This is a genomic window from bacterium (genome assembly GCA_035703895.1).
In the GTDB taxonomy this organism is placed as follows: domain Bacteria; phylum Sysuimicrobiota; class Sysuimicrobiia; order Sysuimicrobiales; family Segetimicrobiaceae; genus Segetimicrobium.
The window spans coordinates 19638-39117 of the sequence record DASSXJ010000187.1 but is presented as its reverse complement, the minus strand read 5'-3'; the positions used below and the strand labels follow the sequence as shown (position 1 = coordinate 39117).

General features: G+C 66.4%; 17 protein-coding genes. 9 read left to right on the top strand and 8 right to left on the bottom strand.

The window, feature by feature from the left end:
• Positions 1–333: 333 nt before the first annotated feature.
• The 4 genes from VFP86_13155 (at position 334) to VFP86_13140 (ending at position 4594) form a co-directional block, all read left to right on the top strand.
• On the top strand, positions 334–1290 hold the full coding sequence (locus VFP86_13155; GenBank protein ID HET9000586.1) for a sugar ABC transporter permease: 957 nt from the start codon (positions 334–336) through the stop codon (positions 1288–1290).
• Positions 1287–2162: a carbohydrate ABC transporter permease gene (locus VFP86_13150; protein ID HET9000585.1), complete on the top strand. Its 876-nt coding sequence runs from the start codon at positions 1287–1289 to the stop codon at positions 2160–2162. The genes VFP86_13155 and VFP86_13150 overlap by 4 nt, the downstream gene beginning before the upstream one ends.
• A gap of 107 nt (positions 2163–2269) precedes the next feature.
• Entirely contained in the window at positions 2270–3583 is a 1314-nt protein-coding gene (locus tag VFP86_13145) for an extracellular solute-binding protein (GenBank protein HET9000584.1), read from the top strand.
• Positions 3584–3625: 42 nt separating this feature from the next.
• On the top strand, positions 3626–4594 hold the full coding sequence (locus tag VFP86_13140) for a mannonate dehydratase (GenBank protein ID HET9000583.1): 969 nt from the start codon (positions 3626–3628) through the stop codon (positions 4592–4594).
• Positions 4595–4627: 33 nt separating this feature from the next.
• On the opposite strand, the gene VFP86_13135 is transcribed toward VFP86_13140, so the two are convergent.
• The 8 genes from VFP86_13135 to mutM form a co-directional block, all read right to left on the bottom strand.
• Positions 4628–5449 carry an RraA family protein gene (locus tag VFP86_13135; GenBank protein ID HET9000582.1) on the bottom strand — a complete coding sequence of 274 codons (822 nt, stop codon included), beginning with the start codon at positions 5447–5449 and terminating at the stop codon, positions 4628–4630.
• 24 nt (positions 5450–5473) lie between these two features.
• On the bottom strand, positions 5474–6853 hold the full coding sequence (locus tag VFP86_13130) for an FAD-binding oxidoreductase (protein HET9000581.1): 1380 nt from the start codon (positions 6851–6853) through the stop codon (positions 5474–5476).
• Between the two features lie 111 nt (positions 6854–6964).
• Positions 6965–8131, bottom strand: coding sequence for an enolase C-terminal domain-like protein (locus VFP86_13125; GenBank protein ID HET9000580.1), 1167 nt, complete (start codon positions 8129–8131; stop codon positions 6965–6967).
• A gap of 40 nt (positions 8132–8171) precedes the next feature.
• The gene (locus VFP86_13120; protein HET9000579.1) at positions 8172–9191 is read right to left on the bottom strand and encodes a Gfo/Idh/MocA family oxidoreductase; all 1020 of its coding nucleotides are present in this window, start codon (positions 9189–9191) and stop codon (positions 8172–8174) included.
• On the bottom strand, positions 9188–10009 hold the full coding sequence (locus VFP86_13115) for a carbohydrate ABC transporter permease (GenBank protein ID HET9000578.1): 822 nt from the start codon (positions 10007–10009) through the stop codon (positions 9188–9190). Before VFP86_13115 ends, VFP86_13120 begins: the two co-directional genes overlap by 4 nt.
• A 6-nt stretch (positions 10010–10015) precedes the next feature.
• Positions 10016–10900 carry a sugar ABC transporter permease gene (locus VFP86_13110; GenBank protein HET9000577.1) on the bottom strand — a complete coding sequence of 295 codons (885 nt, stop codon included), beginning with the start codon at positions 10898–10900 and terminating at the stop codon, positions 10016–10018.
• Between the two features lie 108 nt (positions 10901–11008).
• Complete coding sequence (locus tag VFP86_13105; GenBank protein HET9000576.1) at positions 11009–12373, bottom strand: sugar ABC transporter substrate-binding protein; 1365 nt, start codon at positions 12371–12373, stop codon at positions 11009–11011.
• Positions 12374–12486: 113 nt separating this feature from the next.
• Complete coding sequence (gene mutM, locus VFP86_13100) at positions 12487–13272, bottom strand: bifunctional DNA-formamidopyrimidine glycosylase/DNA-(apurinic or apyrimidinic site) lyase (GenBank protein ID HET9000575.1); 786 nt, start codon at positions 13270–13272, stop codon at positions 12487–12489.
• Positions 13273–13529: 257 nt separating this feature from the next.
• Between mutM and VFP86_13095 the strand changes: the two genes are divergently transcribed.
• The 5 genes from VFP86_13095 to VFP86_13075 are packed head-to-tail and all read left to right on the top strand — an operon-like array spanning position 13530 to position 19346.
• Entirely contained in the window at positions 13530–15110 is a 1581-nt protein-coding gene (locus VFP86_13095) for an ABC transporter substrate-binding protein (GenBank protein HET9000574.1), read from the top strand.
• Positions 15111–15167: 57 nt separating this feature from the next.
• Positions 15168–16178 carry an ABC transporter permease gene (locus tag VFP86_13090; protein ID HET9000573.1) on the top strand — a complete coding sequence of 337 codons (1011 nt, stop codon included), beginning with the start codon at positions 15168–15170 and terminating at the stop codon, positions 16176–16178.
• Complete coding sequence (locus tag VFP86_13085; protein HET9000572.1) at positions 16162–17049, top strand: ABC transporter permease; 888 nt, start codon at positions 16162–16164, stop codon at positions 17047–17049. The genes VFP86_13090 and VFP86_13085 overlap by 17 nt, the downstream gene beginning before the upstream one ends.
• Positions 17050–17097: 48 nt before the next feature.
• Positions 17098–18207, top strand: a complete 1110-nt coding sequence (locus VFP86_13080) for a Xaa-Pro peptidase family protein (protein ID HET9000571.1) — start codon at positions 17098–17100, stop codon at positions 18205–18207.
• Between the two features lie 2 nt (positions 18208–18209).
• Positions 18210–19346, top strand: a complete 1137-nt coding sequence (locus VFP86_13075) for a Xaa-Pro peptidase family protein (protein ID HET9000570.1) — start codon at positions 18210–18212, stop codon at positions 19344–19346.
• Positions 19347–19480 lie beyond the last annotated feature (134 nt).

Genomic DNA, 19480 nt, shown 5'->3' with positions numbered 1-19480 from the left:
CGAGAGGACCTGTTTGTAATCGGGAAACCCATCCATCACTCTAAAGCGCACGCTAAGGTCAAAGAGGCACTGGACCCCCTTGACGCGTCTGGACATGAGGAAGCCCGGGATCTGCTGAAGCCGGGCGAAGTATCGCTCGGGCAGGATGTGAGCGGCCACGTCGATGCGCATGGGGGGGCGTCTACGCCGGGCCCGGCGGAAAACCCTGCTCGCGATGCGGACCAGGACTTCCGGCGACAGGTTCCGTAGTAAGATACGTTCAGTTCGCAGGACCGCGGCTTCGCTGTGAGCGGATCGCGTTTGTGCAGACGTCCGGCTCGCGAGGCGCCAGCAATGGTGACCGTCCTAGGGACCCACCCCCTCGGGGGGGCACAAGGCCGACCTTGGAAGGAACGCGTGCTGGGCCGCGACTGGCGCATGGCCTGGCCCTTTCTGCTGCCCCTGATCGTCATCCTCGTCGCCCTCATTGCGTACCCGTTCGTCAGCGGCATCGTGTTGAGCATGCAGCACAAAGTGATCGGCGGCCCGGCCACCTGGGTCGGTCTGCAAAACTACCGTGACCTCCTGTTCGGGGATCAATACGGTGCCCTGTTCCGGAAGACGGTCTGGATCTCGCTGCTCTATACCGGGACGGCCGTCGCGGCAAAGCTCTGCCTGGGCATGGGATCGGCCCTGCTCCTGAACGAGCGGTTCCGGGGCCGGCCATTGATGCGGGGCATTTTCTTCCTCCCCTGGACCGTCCCCTCTGTCGTCGTGGCACTCACCTGGCGCTGGGTCTACGACGGCACGCCGAGCGGCCTGCTGAATCTGATCCGCATCCAGATGTTTGGCAGCCAAACCCTGGTCCAGTTTCTTGCGGATCCCCATCTCGCGTTGTGGTCGGTGATCGGGGTCGTCGTCTGGCAGGGAACGCCTTTCTACACCATGATGTTCCTTGCCGGGCTCCAGGCCATCCCCGGTGAGCAGTACGAGGCCGCGGCGATCGATGGCGCGGGCGTGCTTCAGCGATTCCTGTACATCCTGCTCCCCGGACTGGCGTCCACGATCGTCATCACGGTCCTGCTTTCGACGATCTGGACCGCCAACAGCATCAACTTCGTCTACGTCCTCACACGCGGCGGTCCCGTGAACGCCACGATGACGTTCCCGATGTTCGCCTACGAGATCGGCATTGCCGGTGCCCGCCAGCTCGGCATGGCCGCAGCGGTTTCCGTGATCTTTTTCCCCCTCTTCGTCGTCCTCATCTATTTCCTGACAAAGCGCATGCTCGCGCCGGAGGCCCAGGCATGACGCGGAGACCCGTGCCACCGCCCGGCACTGCGCGGGTGTCCCGGAGGCTGCGGAGCGCCCTGCGTAAGGTCGTGCTCATCGGCGGTCTGGCGGTGTTCACCGTCTGGACGCTCTTTCCGTTCGTGTGGGTCCTGGAGACATCGTTAAAGCCCAACAGGGACATTTTCGTGGAGGTCAGCCTCGTCCCACGGCACGTGAGCCTGCAACACTATATCGCGCTATTCCACCAGAGCGAATTCCTCGCCTATTTCAGGAACAGCGCGATCGTTGCGGTGTCCACAACGATCGTCGCGATGATCGTTGGCGTCCTCGCAGCGTATGCGATCACGAGACTCTCGTTCCGCGGACGCACCTTCGTCGCCAACGCGACCATCGTCACCTACCTCGCCCCGCCGGCCCTCCTCTTCATCCCCCTGTTCCAGGTCGCGTACCAGTTCCGCCTCACCGATAAGGCGCTCGGCCTGATCCCGATCTACCTGATCTTCTCGGCGCCATTCTGTACGTGGCTCGCGATCACATATTTTCGCACGGTCCCGTCCGAGCTGGAAGATGCCGCCCTCGTCGACGGAGCGACCCGGTTGCGATCTCTGCTTTCCATCTTCCTCCCGCTCTCACTCCCCGCGCTGGCGGTCATCGCGCTCTTCGCGTTCACCAATGCCTGGAACGAGTTCCTCTTCGCGCTCCTGCTCATCGCGCGGGACTCGCAGAAGACGATCCCGGTTGGACTGGCACAGTTTATCATCGGCGACGTGTTCCAATGGGGGTCCTTGATGGCGGCCGTTCTCGTGGCGTCGCTGCCGCCCGTTCTCATCTACACGCTGGCCCAGCGGTGGGTGGTGGCCGGCCTCGCCGCCGGAGCGACCAAGAGCTAAACGGGGGGACCGCGATCGAGTCCGTGGGTTCTCTCGACGGTGCACGATGAGGAGGTGGGGAGCGTATGCGTGTTGATCCGCACAATCGGCTTACCCGAAGGGCCTTCGTGAAGGGAACGGCCGCGCTGTCGGCGGCGACCGCGCTCGACCTGATCGGGGCGCCGCCCCCTCCGCTGTCCGCACAGGCGAAGTTCAGCGGCAAGTTGGCGGCATGGGGCGTTGTCTCGTTCACCAAGGATGGTGATGCGCTCTTGGGGCAGCAGATGGCCGAGTGGGGCCGGCAGCACAACGTTCAGGTCGAGTACTCGCCGCTGCCCGGCTCGGACTACTTCGCCAAAGTGGCGGCCGCGGTCGAAGCGGGCGCGCTGCCGGACGTGGTCATGATGCTGCAGGAGCAGACAATCTTCTACGCAACCCAAGGCAAGCTCGTGGATCTCACCGATGTGTACAACGACATCAAGTCGCGCGCCGGCGGCATGTACAAAGCGCTGCTGCCGTACGTGACGGTCAACGGCAAGATCTTCGCGATCCCGATGGAGGCCGACGTCACCGTCATGTACGCGCGTCTCGACCTCTGCGAGAAGGTGACGGGGAAGCGCCAGCCGCCCGCAACCCTCGACGAACTCGAGGAGATCGCGCGGAAGGTCCAAACGCCGCCCACCCTGTACGGGATCGGCCTGCCGATCGGCCGCACGCCCGATACCGTCGGCAACCTGACGCTCATGATCTACGCCGACGGCGGGACGCTCGTCGATGGCCACGGGCGCCCCCACCTCGACAACGCGGGCGTGATTTCTGCGCTCACCCGGGCCAGGCGGTGGTGGGTTGACAAACTGATCCAGCCCGACTCACCATCGGCCGATGATGCGTGGAACAACAACGCCTACCAGTCACACCGGGCGGCGTTCGTGTTCAACCCGGCATCGATTTTCGCGTGGCTCGAGAAGAACGACCCGGATCTTCTCAAGATGACGGCCCAGGCGCCCTTCCCGAAAGGGAAAGCGGGGGTGTCCGCTCAAGGCGCCGGGACGTGGGCGTGGGCGGTCTCCGCGACCAGCAAGAACGTCGCCGCCGCCAAGACGCTCATCAAGGACATCATGGAGCCGAAGGCCCTCGAAGCGGTGTACGAGAAGGTAGGCGGCCGATGGTACCCGGTCTACAAGGACCTGAGCCAAGCGGAGTTCTGGAAGAAGCGCCCGTTCTTCGATCCGTTCCCCGATATCATCGAACACGCCAGGCCGAATTGGTACCCTGCGCCGCCGACCCCGCAGCTCCTGACCCAGCTCAGCGCAGTGTCGCAGAAGTTCATCCTCGCCGACATGGTGCAGGATGTCTGCTTGAACGGCAAATCCCCCGAGGCGGCGGCCAAGGCGGCGCAAGTCAGGATGGAACAGGCATTCCAGGAGGCGGTTCGGAAGTAGGCCCTGCGAGCGCCCCACGCGCGCAGGCCGGAGGCCAAAGCGATGAAGCTGGCACTGATCCTGCCACCGTATCCCAACGAGCGGTGGACGCTGGCCAGACAACTCGGCGTCACCCACGCGGTGACGCAGTTGCCCAATCCCGAGCCAAACCTCCGCCCCTGGGAGTTCATGCCGGTGCTGCACATGCGGCAGCGGTTCGAGGACGCAGGCATCACGGCCGCGGTGATCGAGTCATCCCCTCCGATGAACAACGCCCGGCTGGGGCGGCCGGAGCGAGACCGCGAGATCGACGACTTCTGCACGCTCGTCACGAACATGGGCGCGGTGGGCATCCCGGTCCTGTGCTGGAATTGGATGGCGGTGTTCGGCTGGACGCGCACGTCGACCACCACGCCGGCGCGCGGCGGGGCGCTCGTCACGAGTTACGACCACTCGCTCATGGAGCGCGCGCCCCTGACCGACGCGGGACGGGTGGCCGAGGAGCCGCTGTGGGAGAACCTGGCGTACTTCCTCGAGCGGGTCGTGCCCGTCGCCGAAGAGGCCGGCGTGAAACTCGCCCTGCACCCCGACGATCCTCCGATCTCACCCATCAGGGGGGTGGCCAGGATCCTACGCACCCCTGAGGCCATGGAGCGCGCCGTGCGGCTGGTGGACTCCCCGCAAAGCGGCATCACGTTTTGCCAGGGCACGTTCTCAACGATGGGGGTGGATATCCCGGCGACGATCCGACGGTTCGGCGTCCTCGGGAAGACGCACTTTGTTCACTTTCGGGACGTCCGTGGGACGCCCGAACGCTTCGTGGAGACCTTTCACGACAATGGCCAGACGGACATGTATGAGGCGATGCGGGCGCACCGGGAGACCGGGTTTGATGGCGTGCTGCGGCCGGACCACGTCCCCACGATGGCGGGTGAATCGAACGAACGGCCCGGGTACGAAATGCTGGGCCGGCTGTATGCGATCGGCTACATGAGGGGGCTGCTCGAGGGCGTCACTCACGAGCAGCGATAAGCGCTGCGGCGGTCGTCGTGGGGGGGCGGCGTTCTACGTTCGCTCGGCCCGCCACCGGCGGAAATCTTGCTCGATCTCCTCCGTCCAGTCGCGGTCGATCACCAGGGCGCTGTAGCGCCCTTCGGCCAGGCGCTGCTTGCTGAAGGTGTCGCGCAGCCGGATGTCCTCAGCACTGGTCGCCACCTCTTCGGCCAGGTGGGGCGGGATAAAGACGACGCCGGTCTCGGTGCCGAGCACCACATCGCCCGGCAGCGCGGTGGCCCCTCCGATTCGCACCGGGACATTGACCCCCACGAGCGTGCACTCCCTGAGGAAAGAGGGGTGCACGCCGCGGCAGAAGATCTGCAGCGGCGAGATGTGCTTGATGCCGTCGTAGTCGCGGATCGTCCCTTCGATCACGGCGCCGGCGCCGGTGCGGCGGCTGATGGTGGTGGCCAGGTTGTCACCGACCAACGGACCATCCTCGACCTTGCCAAACATGTCGGCCACCATGACGTCGCCGGGGAGCAGGCCGTCGATGACCCATGAATTCTGACCGCCCGAACCATGCCGGTCGCCCGCGGGCTTGCCGGACGCGGTGATCACCACCTGGTCGAGATCCGGCCGGAACGGCATGAAGATGGCGGTGACCGCCCTCCCCACCAGTACCCGCCCGGGGTGCGACTGGAACCAGCCGCCCTCGAACTGGTGCGTGTACCCGTGCAGGCCCAGGGTTCTCCAGACCTGTTCGGTGGCCGCCTTGGAGATTCGTTCCAGCAACGCATCGGGCACCAGGGGCCGGCCATCGGGCTGCCGGTCGAAGGGGTTGAGCGGGGTCATCGACCGGATGGTCTCGGGGCTTGCGAAGACCTGCATCGCGCTCGCTCCTGAACGCGTATCCTAGGCCGGCTTGATGTTCTGGTTCAGGCGAAAGAAGTTGCCCGGATCGTACGTGTTCTTCAACGCGACCAACCGCTCGTACTTGGCCGGGCCGTACGCCGCCCTGATCCGACTCTCGCCCTCCTCGCCCAGGTAGTTCACGTAGACCCCGGTCGCGAACGGCCGCATGGCTTCCCACGTCTCTCGCGCCCAACGGATGTGCGGGTCCGATTCTCGGGGATCCGTCCATCTCGAGATGATCGCCAGATTGTACTGTGCGTCTCGATACTCAAACGCCGTGTCCTCCCGGCCGACGCGGCTGACCGCGCCGCCAAACTGCTCAATGATCATCAGGGAGAGCGGCGAGGTCCGCTTGGCGAACCGGGTGAGGATCGTGTCGATGGTCTCGTCGCCGAGACCCTTCAGAAAATCCGACCGCCAATAGACCTGAAGGCCGGCGGGGAACCCCGCATCCAGCATGCTTTGGATGGCGGTATAGGGCATCGGCCCGACCTGATCCGCGACCGGCGGCCCAAACGACCGGAGCGCGTGCAGGGTTTTCTCCCCCACGGCCGCCGGCCCGTTGTAGCAGAGGGCCAAGCCGATGACCGGGACCCCGTCGGGCGTCGTCATCAGGGCGGCGAAGACCGTCAGCTCGTCCGGAGCGGATTGGCTGACCTCGCGGTAATACTGAAGGACCTCGCGCGCCCGTTCCAGGGGATGGATCAGCAATCCGCCGAGCATCGGTCCCACGGGATGGAGGCGATACTCGAACGACGTGACGACGCCGAAGTTGCCGCCTCCGCCACGCACGCCCCAGAACAGGTCCGGGTTCTCGGTCGGACTGGCCATGAGCACCCGGCCGTCGGCGGTGACCAACTCGACGGACAACAGGTTGTCGCAGGCCAACCCGTAGCTGCGCATCAGCCAGCCGAGACCGCCGCCGAGCGTGAGCCCGGCGATCCCGGTCGTGGAAATGGCGCCCCCCGTCGTGGCCAGACCGAACGCCTGGGTCTCGCGATCGAAGTCGCCCCAGGTGGCGCCGGCTTGGGCGCGCGCCGTGCGCGCCTTCGGATCGACACGGATCCCCCTCATCTGTGAGAGATCGATGACCAGGCCACCGTCGCACACCGCGAACCCGGCGGCGTTATGGCCCCCGCCGCGCACCGCGGTGAGCAGCCCATAACTCCGAGCGAACCGAATGGCGTTCTGCACATCCTCGAGGGCGGCGCAGCGGACGATCAGCGCCGGCCGCCGGTCGATCATCCCGTTCCAGACCTTGCGGGCCTCGTCGTAGCTGCCGCTGTCAGGGCGGATGAGTTCACCGTGCAGGCTGGCGTTGAACTTCTCAATGACGCCACCCGCCAATGCCGGCTGGGCGGCTCCCTCGCGGTCCGTCATACGTTCCCCCTTTGAGCATGGCTCGCGCTCAACATTCTCGCTGACCGTGCACGAAACCCCCTAGGGAATCACGCAGAGGATCGCCGGGATCGGATGACACGAAACGCCGCACTAGGTCCACCACCGGTAGCGGGACGGGTTGGTCACGACCGTGGGATACTCGCCCTCTCGCTCACAGCGGGCTGTAGCCCGCGCCAGCGCGTCCGTGTCGAGCTCGACCCCGAGCCCTGGCGCCGTGGGGACGGTGATGCGACCGTTCCTGATGGGGAACGGCCCGCCCGTGACCACGTCCTCCGCATGGAACCAATGGGTCACATCTATGGGATAACTCAAATGTGCGCAGCCCGCGGCGAGGTGCAGCCGCGCGGCGGTCGCGATGCCGAGCTCGTGCGAACTGTGGAGGCCAAACCCCCAGTTCAGCCCCTCGCAGAGGGCGCCCAACTTCCGCGTCGGCCAGATACCGCCCCAGATCCGAGGATCCCCCAGGACGACGTCGGCGGCCTGGGCCCGGAAGGCGACCGGCACCTCGTCGAAGTTGCGCACGCACATGTTGGTGGCAAGGGGGATGGCCACGCTGGCCCGCACCCGCTGCATCCCTTCGATGCCCCAGGTCGGATCCTCCATCCACTCCAGGTCCAGATCCAGCACCTGGTGCCCGATCCGGATACTCTCCTCCGGAGACCACACCCCGTTCGGGTCAATGCGAATCGCGAGGTCGGCGCCGAACCTGCGCCGCAGGGCGCGCAACGCCGGGATCTCGGATCCGGGACGGTACACCCCCGCTTTGACCTTCACCGCCCCGAAGCCGTACCGGGACACGACCTCGTCCGCCAGCGCCACCGTCGCCGAGGAGAAATCGGTCTCGCGTTCCTCGTGCGTGAAGAGCGGCGCGCAGACGGGGACCTCCCCCCGGTACCGGCCGCCCCACAGGTCGCTGATCGGACGGCCGAGCGTCTTGCCGATGATGTCCCAGATCGCCATCTCGATCGCGGACATGGCCGTGGGGCTCGGACCGTAGAGGCCGCGGTGTGACCCCGGTAACCGTTCCAGGATTGCCTCGATCCGGAACGGATCTTCACCGCGCACGCTCTGGAAGGCCCGGGTAATGTCGTCCCGCAACGCCTGGCCCCCTGGAGCTTCGCCGAGCCCCTCCACATCTTCGTCTGTCCTGAGCCGGACGATACATTTCGTGGCCCCGCCCGCTTTGGACGAGGCCGAGGAGATCGTCTCCACGTAGGGGATGTTCACCAGGTCGATTCGCAGATCCGACATCTTCATGGCTCATCGCCCTCCGTGATCACCGGCCTCATGATCTGCATCACGCGAGCTCCACGACCCGGCCGCGCGCCGCCGAAGCCAGGATGGCCGCCTGGACCTCGACGACGTGGAGCGTGCGCGCCGCCGACGTAGACGGCTCGAGGTCGCCCGCAGAGATCGCCGACACGAACGACCGCAACGATTCCACGAACGCCCCGGCGAGACGTCCGTGCACCTCATCCGCCGTCCGCGGCCCCGCGAACACGATCGACTCGCCGCGCTCCGGAGTGTACAAGCGCAGCATTCGCGCGTTGCCATCCAGAAACAGCCCCCCGCGGGCGCCCAGCAGCTCCAGCCGCGTGTCCGCCGCGGCCGGGAAGGTCTCCGGGAGGATCCAGGACGAGTGCAGGCTCACGCGGGCGCCGCCGTCCAAAGACAATAGTGCATCAATCCCGTCCATGACGCCCTCCTGGGAGAGCGCACCGCGGTGCGAGGCGGCATACACGCTGCGGACGCGCCGGCCGGTCCAGTGGAGGATGAGGTCGATATCGTGGCTCGACATGAAATGAATCGGCGTGGTGCGGGCCGCCCACCCCGCGATCATCCGCCCCGGGACCCAGGCGGCGTCCCACCGGTGGGATTCGACAAACGCAAGGTCCCCCAGGGTGCCGCCGGCGAGCAACGCTTCGATGCGCCGGTGCTCGGGGAGCCAGCGCTGACTGTAGTTGACCATGAGCACCCTGCGCACGTCGTCGGCCTTGGCGACCAGCATCCGCGCCTCGTCCGGATCGATGGTCAGGGGCTTCTCCACCAACACGTGCGCTCCGGCGTCGAGGCAGGCGGTCACCGGTACGCAGTGGGCGTGATCCGGGGTGGCCACCGACACCGCCTCCACACCTGCCTCGAGCATCTCGCCGAGATCCGTGAAGGCTCTCGCGCCGAATCGGGTCGCGACCTCCTCCGCGCGCCGGAGATCCAGGTCGCACACGGCGACCAGATGGCACTCCGGCAGTTCGCTGTAAGCACGGGCGTGCCGGGCGCCGAGCAGGCCCGCACCCACGACGCCGACCTTGAGCGTCACGCCTTGATCGCTCCCTGTGTGATGCCGGCCATCATGTACCGCTGCGTCCTCAGGAAGAGGACCGCCGGGACCAGGGTGATGACGAACGCGGTGGCCATGAGCGCCGACCACTCCACGAAATACTCGCCCATGTAGGTGACCAGCCCAACCGTGGCCACCCATTTCGTCTCGGTGCTCAGGAAGGTGCTGGCGAAGAAAAATTCGTTCCATCCCAGCATGAAGGCGAAGGTCGCGGCGGCGACCAACCCGGGGGCGGCCGTCGGCAGAATGACTTGATACAGGGCCTGCAGGCGCGTACAGCCGTCGGTCTGCGCGGCCTCGTCCAGGTCCCGAGGGACGCCATCGAAGAACCCCTTGAGCATCCACAGGCACATCGGGATGGTGAATGTGGTGGTCGCGATGACGATGCCGCTGAGCGTGTTGATCAGATGCAGCGCGCGAAACAGAATGTAGAAGGGAATCGTCAGCACGGTCACCGGGATCATCTGGCCTACCAGGATCGTGAACCCCGCCGCGTCGGTGCCGCGGGTCCTGAACCGGGACATCCCGTACGCGGCATGAACGCTGAGCAGGATGGAGCAGATCATCGTCCCGACTGCGACCAGCAGGCTGTTCAGCAGCCAATGCGCCAACGGGTTGACCACGAAGATCCGCGTGAAGTTGCCGAGGCTCGGGTGGGCGGGGATGAAGTGTGGGGGGAAATTGAACAGATTCCCGGGCTCCAAAGCGCTCACGACCATCCAGTAGATGGGGAACGCCACGATCGCGCATAGGAGGGTGACGCCGACGTAGAGGGTAAGCGTGTTGGCCAGACGCACCGCCGGCTACACCTCCGTCACGGACCGCAGGGTCAGTCGATAGTAGGCCACCCCGATGAGCAAGGAGATCGCGAGCACGATGGTCCCAAGCGCAGCCGCGCTTCCGAACTGGAAGTCCGAGAACGCCCGGGTGTAGACGAGGATGCCCAGCGTCTGGGTCGCCCGGGCCGGGCCGCCGCCGGTCAGCGTCCAGATAATGATGACCTGGCCCAGCGACCCGAAGAGCAGCAAGAGCAGCAGGATGTTGCGCACGTGCCGCAGGCCCGGCCAGATGACGTGCCGGAACCGGTGCCAGGCGTTGGCCCCATCCATCCGCGCGGCCTCGAACAGTTCCAGCGGGATCGACTCGATCCCCGCCTGAAGAAACGTGGCCGCGATCGGGTACTGCCACCAGACGGTCGTGGCCAGCACCGCGTAGAGACCGAGGTTGGGCCTGACCAACCACGGCACGCTGGGGGCGGCGATCAGGTGGAGACGCCACAGGAGATAGTTGGCGGCGCCGTACTGGGCTTGAAGGAGCCACCTCCACACAACAACGGCGGCGACCTGGGGCAGCGCCCAGGGGAGCAAGAGCACGGCCCGCGCCAGCGGCCGTCCGCGGAAGGGCTGGTGTAGCACGAGCGCGGTGAGCAGACCCAGGCCGAATGACCCGGCCACGTTGCCGGCCGTGAACACGGCTGTGATCCGTACGGAGTGCCAGAAGATCCCATCGGAAAGAAGCGCGGTGTAGTTCCCGAATCCCACGAAGGGCGGATGGGGGTCGAGTCCCGCCCCGACCTGATAGAAGCTGTTCCGAACGGTCACCCAGATCGGGTAGATCAGAACGACGGCCGTCCACAGGAGGGTGGGCGCCATCATTCCGGCGGCGAACGCGGCGCGTTCCCGCCGCATCCCGATACCGGTCCGGAAGGCGGCGGCCGTCGGAGTGACCGCTCGGGCGTGGTTACTCAGATCTGACGCAGACCCCGCGCACAGACATGCGATGTCCGCCGCGTGCCATTACATGCTCCGATCCTTGGCGGGAACGGTTTTCGCCCAGGCCTCCAGTTCCTTCTGGCACTCGTCCAGCGCCGCCCGCGGCGGCTTCGCCCCGGACCAGATGTCCGCCACGTGGTCGATGACCTTCGTCTGAAAGGTCGTCGCGACCAGTTCGTAGCCCGGCGGCAGGTAGCCGAACCCCGTGGCATATTTTGCGGCGATCTCCGTCACGTAGCGGAATCCGGGATTCGTCTTGAGAAAGGCCTGGTCCGGCCGGACATTGAGACCGGGGACCTGCACCAGGAGCTCCATCCACCGCCGCTGCCACTGATCGCCGCTGGCATACGCGATGAAGTCCCACACGGCCTGCTTGTTGGGCTCCTTCTTCAAGATCGTATAGAAGGCCCCGCCGGTGATGGCCGCGTGGGTCGGGGTCGGGGCCGGCGCCATGCTGATGTGCGGATACAGCGCGGGGTTCACCGTCTTGACCTGCCCCAGATCCCACGGCCCGTCCAACAGCATCGCGACTTTCCCCGCCGCGAACATCGTGCGAAGTTGATACCACCCGAGGCCCTTGGGGACAAAGGGCGCGTTCACAAACCGCATCATGTGGGTAAACGCCTCCACCGTCCCCGGAGCGTTGCACGTGATGGTGCCGTCGGACTTGCTGAAGTCGCTCCCGTGGCCCAGGACCCACTGCATGCACGAGACGTACGCGAGCAGCATGGTCGAGGGATCGACGTGCACCCCATATCCGAACACGCCGGTCTTCTTGAAGACCGCCTCCGCGGCTTTGTACAACTCATCGAGGGTCGTCGGCACATCCACCTCGGCCTTGTTCAGCAATTCGTGATTGTACAGCAACCCCTGGGGGGAGGCGGTCAGGACGACGCCGTAGTTCTTGCCGTCCTTCTGCGCGAACTTCTGCAGCGGCAGGATCTTTTTCTTGAACGGCGCTTTATCCAGCCACGGGTCCAGTGGCTCCAGCAATCCCAGGTGGATATACTGCGGCATTTGCGTGGTGAACAGCGGCAGGATATCGGGCACGTGCCCGCCCGAGATTTCGGTGAAGACCTTCTCGACGTACTGGCCGGGGGGAAGCGAGATCAAATCGATCTTCTGGTTGGGATGGGCCGCCGTATACTCAGCGGCGAGCTCCTTGTAGTACTTGCCGGTGCTGGGCTCGCTGAACATCCAGCTGGGAAAGCCGAGCGTGAGGGGCGGTCCTCCCGAGGCCTGAGCGGTCAAGGCCGGGGACGCCGGTAGGGGACTGGGCCGCGTAACGGCCATTCCGCCCGCGGCGGCCACCCCCATGCCAACCGTCGCGGCCCGCCGGAGGAACGTCCGCCGGCCCATACGCTTAGTCCACCGTGATGAGGCGCCCATACAGTCCCCCCCGCATTCGACTGTGGATCAGGTTCGGCTCGTGCACAGGTAATACACCCCCGGTCGGGCGCCTCCCTCCAACGTGCGCCGTAGACCCGCCCGCGGCCGGGGTCTCACCGCTGGCAGGCCGGACAGTAATAGCTCGTGCGGCCCGCTACCGTCGCCGTGCGGAGCGCGCGGCCGCAGCGGGAACAGGCACCGCCGTCCCTCCGGATGGAAAGCTGCTCTTCCGCCGTCCCGTAGCGGGACAGCCGGGCGGTCGCCCGCCGCAGTACGGTCCGGATCGTGCGATAGAGCCGGGCGGCCTCGGCGGGCCGCAGCGACTCGACGGGGCGCCATGGGAGGAGCCGGGCATGAAAGAGGATCTCGTCGGCATAGATATTGCCGATTCCGGCAATGACATCCTGGCGCAGCAGGAACCCCTTCACGGTCCCGCGCCGGCCGTGCAGGAGCGCCCTGAACTTCCGCAGCGTGAATGCGTCTTCCAGCGGTTCCACGCCCAGACGCTGCAGGCCGGGGAAGGTGGGGACGTCCCGGGCGGAGACCAGGTCCATGTGACCGAAGCGCCGCTGGTCGACAAATCGCAACTCTTCCCCGTTGAAGGAGAAAAGCACGCGGGTATGGGGGTGGACCGGGTCGGTCCGTCCCGCAGACGCAAATCCCCCCGTCATTCGCAGGTGGACGATCAGTGTCTGGTCCCCTTCGAGGTCGATCAGGAGATACTTGCCGCGGCGGCCGACCCGTTCAATCCGTTTTCCACGCAGGCGCGAGGCAAAGCGTACAGGCGCAGGAGATCGCACGGTGGAGGGGCTCAGGACCCGGACGCGGCGAATCCGCCGGCCGACCGCTTCCCGGCGCAGCGTACGCGCGACCGTTTCGACGTCCGGCAGCTCCGGCAACGTCTACGATTCCCATTCGAGATTAGGGCGTCCATCGGTTCGCGCCGAGAACGATGCCATGCTTCATTCCTTCCACATTAATGTCATAGATACGCAGGGCAATACGACCCGCTGCGCGCAGAGCCCTTGTGGTCGAGCCAGATCGGGCGGGCGCGGGCGCGCGCCTCCCTTCGACCCCGCGGGAGAGGATTGATCGAGCGTGCGAGAGAAAGACGCAGGGACGGCGAGAAAACACGCATACACAAAGGAGCATGGCGATGCGGTTGGATGCACGACGGATCGGGGCGGTCGTCGTGGCCGGGATCCTCGCGGTCACCCTGGGAAGCGGCCTGCCCGCGATGGCACAGAGGCAGGGCAACGTCCTCGGCCTGGCGCTTCACTTCTATCCCAGCACCCTCGACCCGGCGATCGGCGTGGCGGGCCCTCACTACCGCGTGTTTGTGAACACGTATGAAGGACTGGTGGGCTATGAACGCGGGACCGCCAAGCTCATCCCGGCGCTCGCCCAGTCCTGGACCGCGTCGCCCGACTTGACGACCTACACCTTCAAGCTCAGACCCAATGTCAAGTTCCACGACGGCACGACGGTGGACGCCGAAGCGGTGAAGTTGTCATTCGACCGGGTGAAGAAGCTCGGGATGGGGCCGGCCACGTTCCTGGGGCGGATGAAGGAGATCCAGGCGGTCGATCCCCTCACGGTGCGCATCCTGCTCACCCAGCCGTCCGCGACGTTCCCCTTCGGGCTCTCCAAAATCTACGTCCACGGGAAGGCGCACGCGCGCGATGCCGACGACGGCCGCGCCTGGTTCGCCGCGAACATCAACGGTACGGGCCCGTTCAAGGCCGTGCAGATGGAAAAAGATCAGTTTCTCGTTCTCCAGCGCCACGCCGCCTACTGGGGGGGATGGGCCGACAGGCACGTGGATGGGGTGCTGATCCGAATCATTCCCGACATCGGGACGCAGAAGCTGATGCTCACGCGCGGCGAGATCGACATGATGAACCTCTACTCGATCGGGCCCGACGAGCCCCCGGACAACCTGGCGAAGCGGCCGGGCATCAAGCTGGTCAAGAGCCCGACATATCGCACGTTCATTTACGCCATGAACGTCCAGAAGCCAAACTCTCCCCTTCGAGACAAGCGCGTTCGAAAGGCCCTCGCCCTCGCGTTCGACTACAACGCGATGCGGGACGTCTTCTATGGATCCGAGGACGCCCCGAACGGATTCCTGCCGCCGGGCTTCGTCGCCCACGATCCGAAGCGCCCGAAGTTCGCACGAGACGTCTCCGCCGCCAAGAAGATGCTCGCCGAGGCGGGGCTCGCGTCGGGATTTGAGATCGATGCCCAGGTCCTCCAGGAGGAAGAGCAGGGCCGGAAGCTCGGGCTGGTCCTCCAGTCCGCCCTCAAGGATGTCGGCGTCAAAGTGAATATCACGTACGCGCCGCCCCTGGCCGTGGCGTATGCCCAGATGGAGAAGCTCGAGACCGCGCCGATCCTCGGGGCCCACCTGATGATGGCGCCCCTCACGTCCGATGCCGGCTCGTACCTTCGCCAGGTCTTCGGCAGCGAAAACGCCGGCAAGCCCTACAACCATGCCTGGTATCAAAATCCCGAGGTGGACCGGCTCCTGAACGAGGCCGAGCGCACCCCCGACGAGCAGAAGCGCATCGAGTTGTGGCGGCGCGCGGAGACCATCATCATCGACGATCAGCCCGTCATCTTCACCGCGTTCACGACGCCGATCGTCGAGCCGATCCGGGACCGGGTTATGAACTACCTCTACCATCCGCTCGACTACAGCGGCGTGTTTCAGTTCTATCACGTCTACCTGCGCTGAGCGCGACCGCCATCCAGTGAGCTGATCCGGACCGGCCATCGCGAAGCGAGCCCGGCGATGTCATGGCGGTTTCTCCTCGAACGCCTGCTGTGGACCATGCTCGTGATCGTCGGCGTCACCGTGGTCACGTTTGTCCTCACCCACCTCATCCCCGCCGACCCGGCCCGCGCGGCGGCGGGCCCGGAGGCCAGCGCCGCCGCCGTTGAGAACTTGAGAACGCTCATGGGATTGGACCGCCCGCTGCCGGTCCAGTACGTCTTGTATATGCGGGATCTCGTCTCGCTGAATTTTGGCCGTTCCATCCAGACCCAGCGATTCGTGCGCGAGGATCTCGAGGCGTTTTTCCCGGCGACCGCCGAACTCGCGGTTGCGGTCATGCTGGTGTACACGACGATCTCCATCGCGTTGGGGGTTGTCGCCGCCATCAGCCAGGGACGCGCGCTCGACTACGTGATTCGGATCCTGGCACTCGTGGGTGTTGGGCTGCCCGCGTTCTGGCTGGGATTGCTCCTGCAGATCGCGTTCTATCGGCACCTGGGGTGGCTGCCCGCGGCGGGGCGTCTCGATCCGTTCGTCGGCTCGCCGGCCCGGCTGACGGGGTTCTACGTCATCGACAGCGCGCTGACCGGGAACTGGCCGGCCCTGGGCTCGTCCGTCCAGCACCTCATCCTCCCGGTGGCTGCGGCGGTGGTCTCCCGGCTCGCGGTGGGGCTCAAACTCACGCGGATCTCGCTGCTCGAAGTGCTGGGAGAGAACTATATCCGCACCGCGCGAAGCAAGGGCCTGGCGGGGGTCGTGGTGGTCTTCAAGCACGGATTGCGGAACGCGCTCATCCCGACCGTCACGGCGCTGGGGATGCAGTTCAGCGCCCTCCTGGGGGGCACCGTGATCGTCGAGGTGGTCTTCGCGTGGCCCGGGATCGGGCGCTACGCAGTAGGGTCGATCAAGACGTTGGACTTCCCGGCGATTATGAGCGTCACCGTCGTGCTCGCCGTGATCGTCCTCGTCGTCAACCTGCTCGTGGACATGCTCTATGCGTGGATGGACCCGCGTGTCAAGTACGCGTGAAGGCACGGCGTCCTTGCCGCGGCCGGCGCTCCTCCGGCGGCTTCCCTGGCGCCTCCGGCCCCGCCACCTGCCCGTCGTGGCGTTCGGGGCGGCGGCGGCGGCGATCGTCTTCATCGGCGTCCTCGCGCCGGAGATCGCGCCCAAGGATCCGAACGCGCTGAACCTCGGCGCCGCGTTTCGTCCACCCGCGCCGGGTGTCTGGTTTGGGACGGACGAGGCGGGGCGGGACATCCTCAGCCGCACCCTCTGGGGGACGCGCATCTCGCTCGTGTCCGCCGGGACGGTGCTGTTGATCGCCGTGGGGCTCGGCGTGGTTCTCGGAGCGGTCTCCGGCTACCGGGGCGGGATCGTCGACCAGGCGCTGATGCGGGTGACCGACCTGTTTCTGGCATTTCCCGGATTGATCCTGGCCATCGCGATCACCGCGGCCCTGGGGCCGAGCCTCGAAAACGCCGTCATCTCGATCGGCCTGGTCTGGTGGCCGATCTACGCGCGCCTCGTCCGCAGCCGGGTGTTGACCGTCAAGGAGGATCTGTATGTCGAGGCGGCGCGCGCCCTTGGGTTGTCGGATCGGAGGATCCTCCTGCGGCACGTCCTGCCCCAGTGTTGGGGAACCGTCATCTCTCGCGTCACCGTCGACGTCGGCTATACGATCCTGCTCACCGCCAGCCTCAGCTTTCTGGGCCTCGGGGGCAAGCCCCCGACGCCGGAATGGGGGAGCATGATCGCGACGTCCCGACCCTACTTCCTCTCGTACTGGTGGACGGTGACGTGCCCCGGCATGGCGATGTTCGTCAGCGTCGGCGTCTTCAGTTTGTTCGGCGATGCGTTGTACGAGACGTTCGGGATCAGGAGCGAACGGCACATCTGACGGCCTGCGGCCGAAATCGGCCGCGACGGACGCCTGGAGGGATCCTGCGTGGAGCGTGTGAGGGCGTTACAACGCGTATTGTCTGAGCGCGGCGAGGCCGCCGCCCTGATTACGTCACCGGAGAACATCCGGTACTTCACGGGGTTCTACGTCTGGAACGCCTTGACGCCGTTTGCCCTCGCCGTCGTCCCGGCGGCCGGCGAGCCGCTGCTGCTCGTCCCGCGGGCGGACGAGTCGCTCGCCCGCACGGTCAGCCGCTGGGCCGTTGAACCCTACGATCCGGGGCCTGGGGGGTTTCGGACCACGGCCGACCTCGCCCACCGCGCGCTTGCGCGGGCGGATGTCGCGGGCGGCGTGCTGGGGTTAGAGTTCGGGGCGGTGCCGCTCGATCGCGCTCGCCTGCTCGAGGAGACCCTCTCGCAATTCCGGTTGAGCGACATCGCCGGAGCACTGACCGACCTCCGCCTCATCAAAGATCGAGAGGAACAGTCGGCGTTCCGGTGTGCGGCGGCGCTGGTCGCCTCCGCGATGCGGCAGACTGCCCTCAAAGTACGGCCGGGAATCTCGGAGATCGAGGTGAAGGCGGCGATGGATCTCGCCGTCTGCACCGAGGGGGCGCGCCGGTGGCCCGACGCGATTGTGCAGTCGCAGACGAATGTCGTGAGCGGCGCAAAGCTCAACCGGCTGCATGATGCCGCCACGGGCCGGAGCGCCGGTCCCGGCGAGATGGTGTTCGTGATGGGCGGCGCGAGCGTGAATGGGTATTGGGCAAACATCGGCCGGACGCTGTTCGTGTACGGTGGCTCGCCATCGGGCGAGGCGCGCCTTGGCCTCGACGTAGCCGCCGCGGCGCAGCGGGCCGCTGTGGAACGCCTCCACCCTGGAGCTCCGCTCGGAGAGGCCGTCCGCGCCGCCGATGTGGTGCTGGGGGCGGCTGGGCTGGCCGACCGCAAGACGTACCCCATCTTCCGCGGCCTCGGGCTCCGGATCGATGAACGCCCGAGGGCGGTAGACCTGGATCTGATTCTCAGGCCGGGCATGTGCCTGTGTGCGCAGCTCTACCTTCGACTGCCGGAGTTCATCGTCGGCCGGTCAGACAGCGTATTGATCACCACCGACGGGGCAGAGGTGGTCAGTGACCCCGCAGGGGAGGGATGACGATGCAATCCGCCGGCCGATTGACCCGGTTTCAGACCGACTTGCAAGCGCAGGGGATCTCACTCGCGCTCGTCGGCGATCCGTTCAACGTCTGTTACCTCGTCGGATACTGGACGATCCTCTCCGGCATGCCGGGGACGGACCAGTGGCTCGCGGTCCCCGCTCGAGGGCACCCTTGGCTCGCGGTGCCGGGGCTGGAGGAGACCCTGGCGCGCGAGCAATGTCCCGACCTCCCCGACATCCGGTATCTCCGCCCCGGAGAGACCCTCGTTCGCGGCGGGCGGCGACCTGCGCAGACGACACCGCAGCTCGTACGGCGTGCGCTCGACGCGCTGCCCGCAGGGGCAGTGGTGGGTGTCGACGCCTCCCCCCTCCGCACCGACCGGTACCGGATGCTCGAGGAGAGCCTGCGCGGCCGAGAGGTGGTCGACCTCGGATCGCACCTCGCGGCGATGCGGGCGAGCAAGGATCCGCAGGAGGTCCAGTCGATCCGCGACGCCGCCGTCATCACCGCGAAGGCCGCGGCGGCGATCTTCCACGCGCTCCGACCAAAGATCACCGAGAACGACCTCGCCGCGGAAGCGGTTCGAGTGATCTGGGCCAACGGCGGCACGATCAGCCACCTGGTCGTCGCGAGCGGCCCCCGCGGCGCGCTGCCACACGCCCTCCCGACCACTCGGACGGTTGAGCCCGGTGACTTCATCGTCGTCGACATCGGCGTGTTCCGGGCCAACTACTGGGCTGAGATTGCGCGAACGTTCGTGATGGGCACCCCCACGCGCGAGCAGGCACGGCTGCTGGACCTCGTCCAGCGGGCACAGACCGCGGCCCGCACCGTGCTGCAGGCGGGGATCCCGGCCCGAGACGTGGACGAAGCGGCGCGGGCGGTCCTGCGCGACGCAGGGTTCGATGATGGCACCTATATCCACTCGACAGGACACGGCCTGGGCGTGATGGGCCCGGACGCCCCGGTGATCGCGCCCCACAACGCGGCGGCGGTGCCTATGCACGCCACACTGACCATCGAGCCCGGCCTCTATTTCCCCGGGAGCGGCGGCATCCGGATCGAGGACAGCTTCTTTGTCTCCGGCACCGGCGTGGAGTGCCTCACCGAAGCGTATCACGCGCTCGTGAGCTGACGACGTCGCGCGGACGAGCGGGGACCGGGCCCCAGGCAGGAACCACCCGTTGAAGCCTAAAATTACAGCAGCATCCGCTGACCAGATCAACAGCATCGTCGCGCTGCACCATCTCGGCAGGGATGAGATGAGGA

Bases quoted from the DNA above. Each gene is read 5' to 3' on its own strand.
- VFP86_13140 (HET9000583.1), top strand. From the start codon at position 3,626: ATGAAGCTGGCACTGATCCTGCCACCGTATCCCAACGAGCGGTGGACG.
- VFP86_13125 (HET9000580.1), bottom strand. From the start codon at position 8,131: ATGAAGATGTCGGATCTGCGAATCGACCTGGTGAACATCCCCTACGTG.
- VFP86_13135 (HET9000582.1), bottom strand. From the start codon at position 5,449: ATGCAGGTCTTCGCAAGCCCCGAGACCATCCGGTCGATGACCCCGCTC.
- VFP86_13095 (HET9000574.1), top strand. From the start codon at position 13,530: ATGCGGTTGGATGCACGACGGATCGGGGCGGTCGTCGTGGCCGGGATC.
- VFP86_13155 (HET9000586.1), top strand. From the start codon at position 334: ATGGTGACCGTCCTAGGGACCCACCCCCTCGGGGGGGCACAAGGCCGA.
- VFP86_13110 (HET9000577.1), bottom strand. From the start codon at position 10,900: ATGCGGCGGGAACGCGCCGCGTTCGCCGCCGGAATGATGGCGCCCACC.
- VFP86_13150 (HET9000585.1), top strand. From the start codon at position 1,287: ATGACGCGGAGACCCGTGCCACCGCCCGGCACTGCGCGGGTGTCCCGG.
- VFP86_13090 (HET9000573.1), top strand. From the start codon at position 15,168: ATGTCATGGCGGTTTCTCCTCGAACGCCTGCTGTGGACCATGCTCGTG.
- VFP86_13130 (HET9000581.1), bottom strand. From the start codon at position 6,853: ATGACGGACCGCGAGGGAGCCGCCCAGCCGGCATTGGCGGGTGGCGTC.
- VFP86_13075 (HET9000570.1), top strand. From the start codon at position 18,210: ATGCAATCCGCCGGCCGATTGACCCGGTTTCAGACCGACTTGCAAGCG.
- VFP86_13105 (HET9000576.1), bottom strand. From the start codon at position 12,373: ATGGGCGCCTCATCACGGTGGACTAAGCGTATGGGCCGGCGGACGTTC.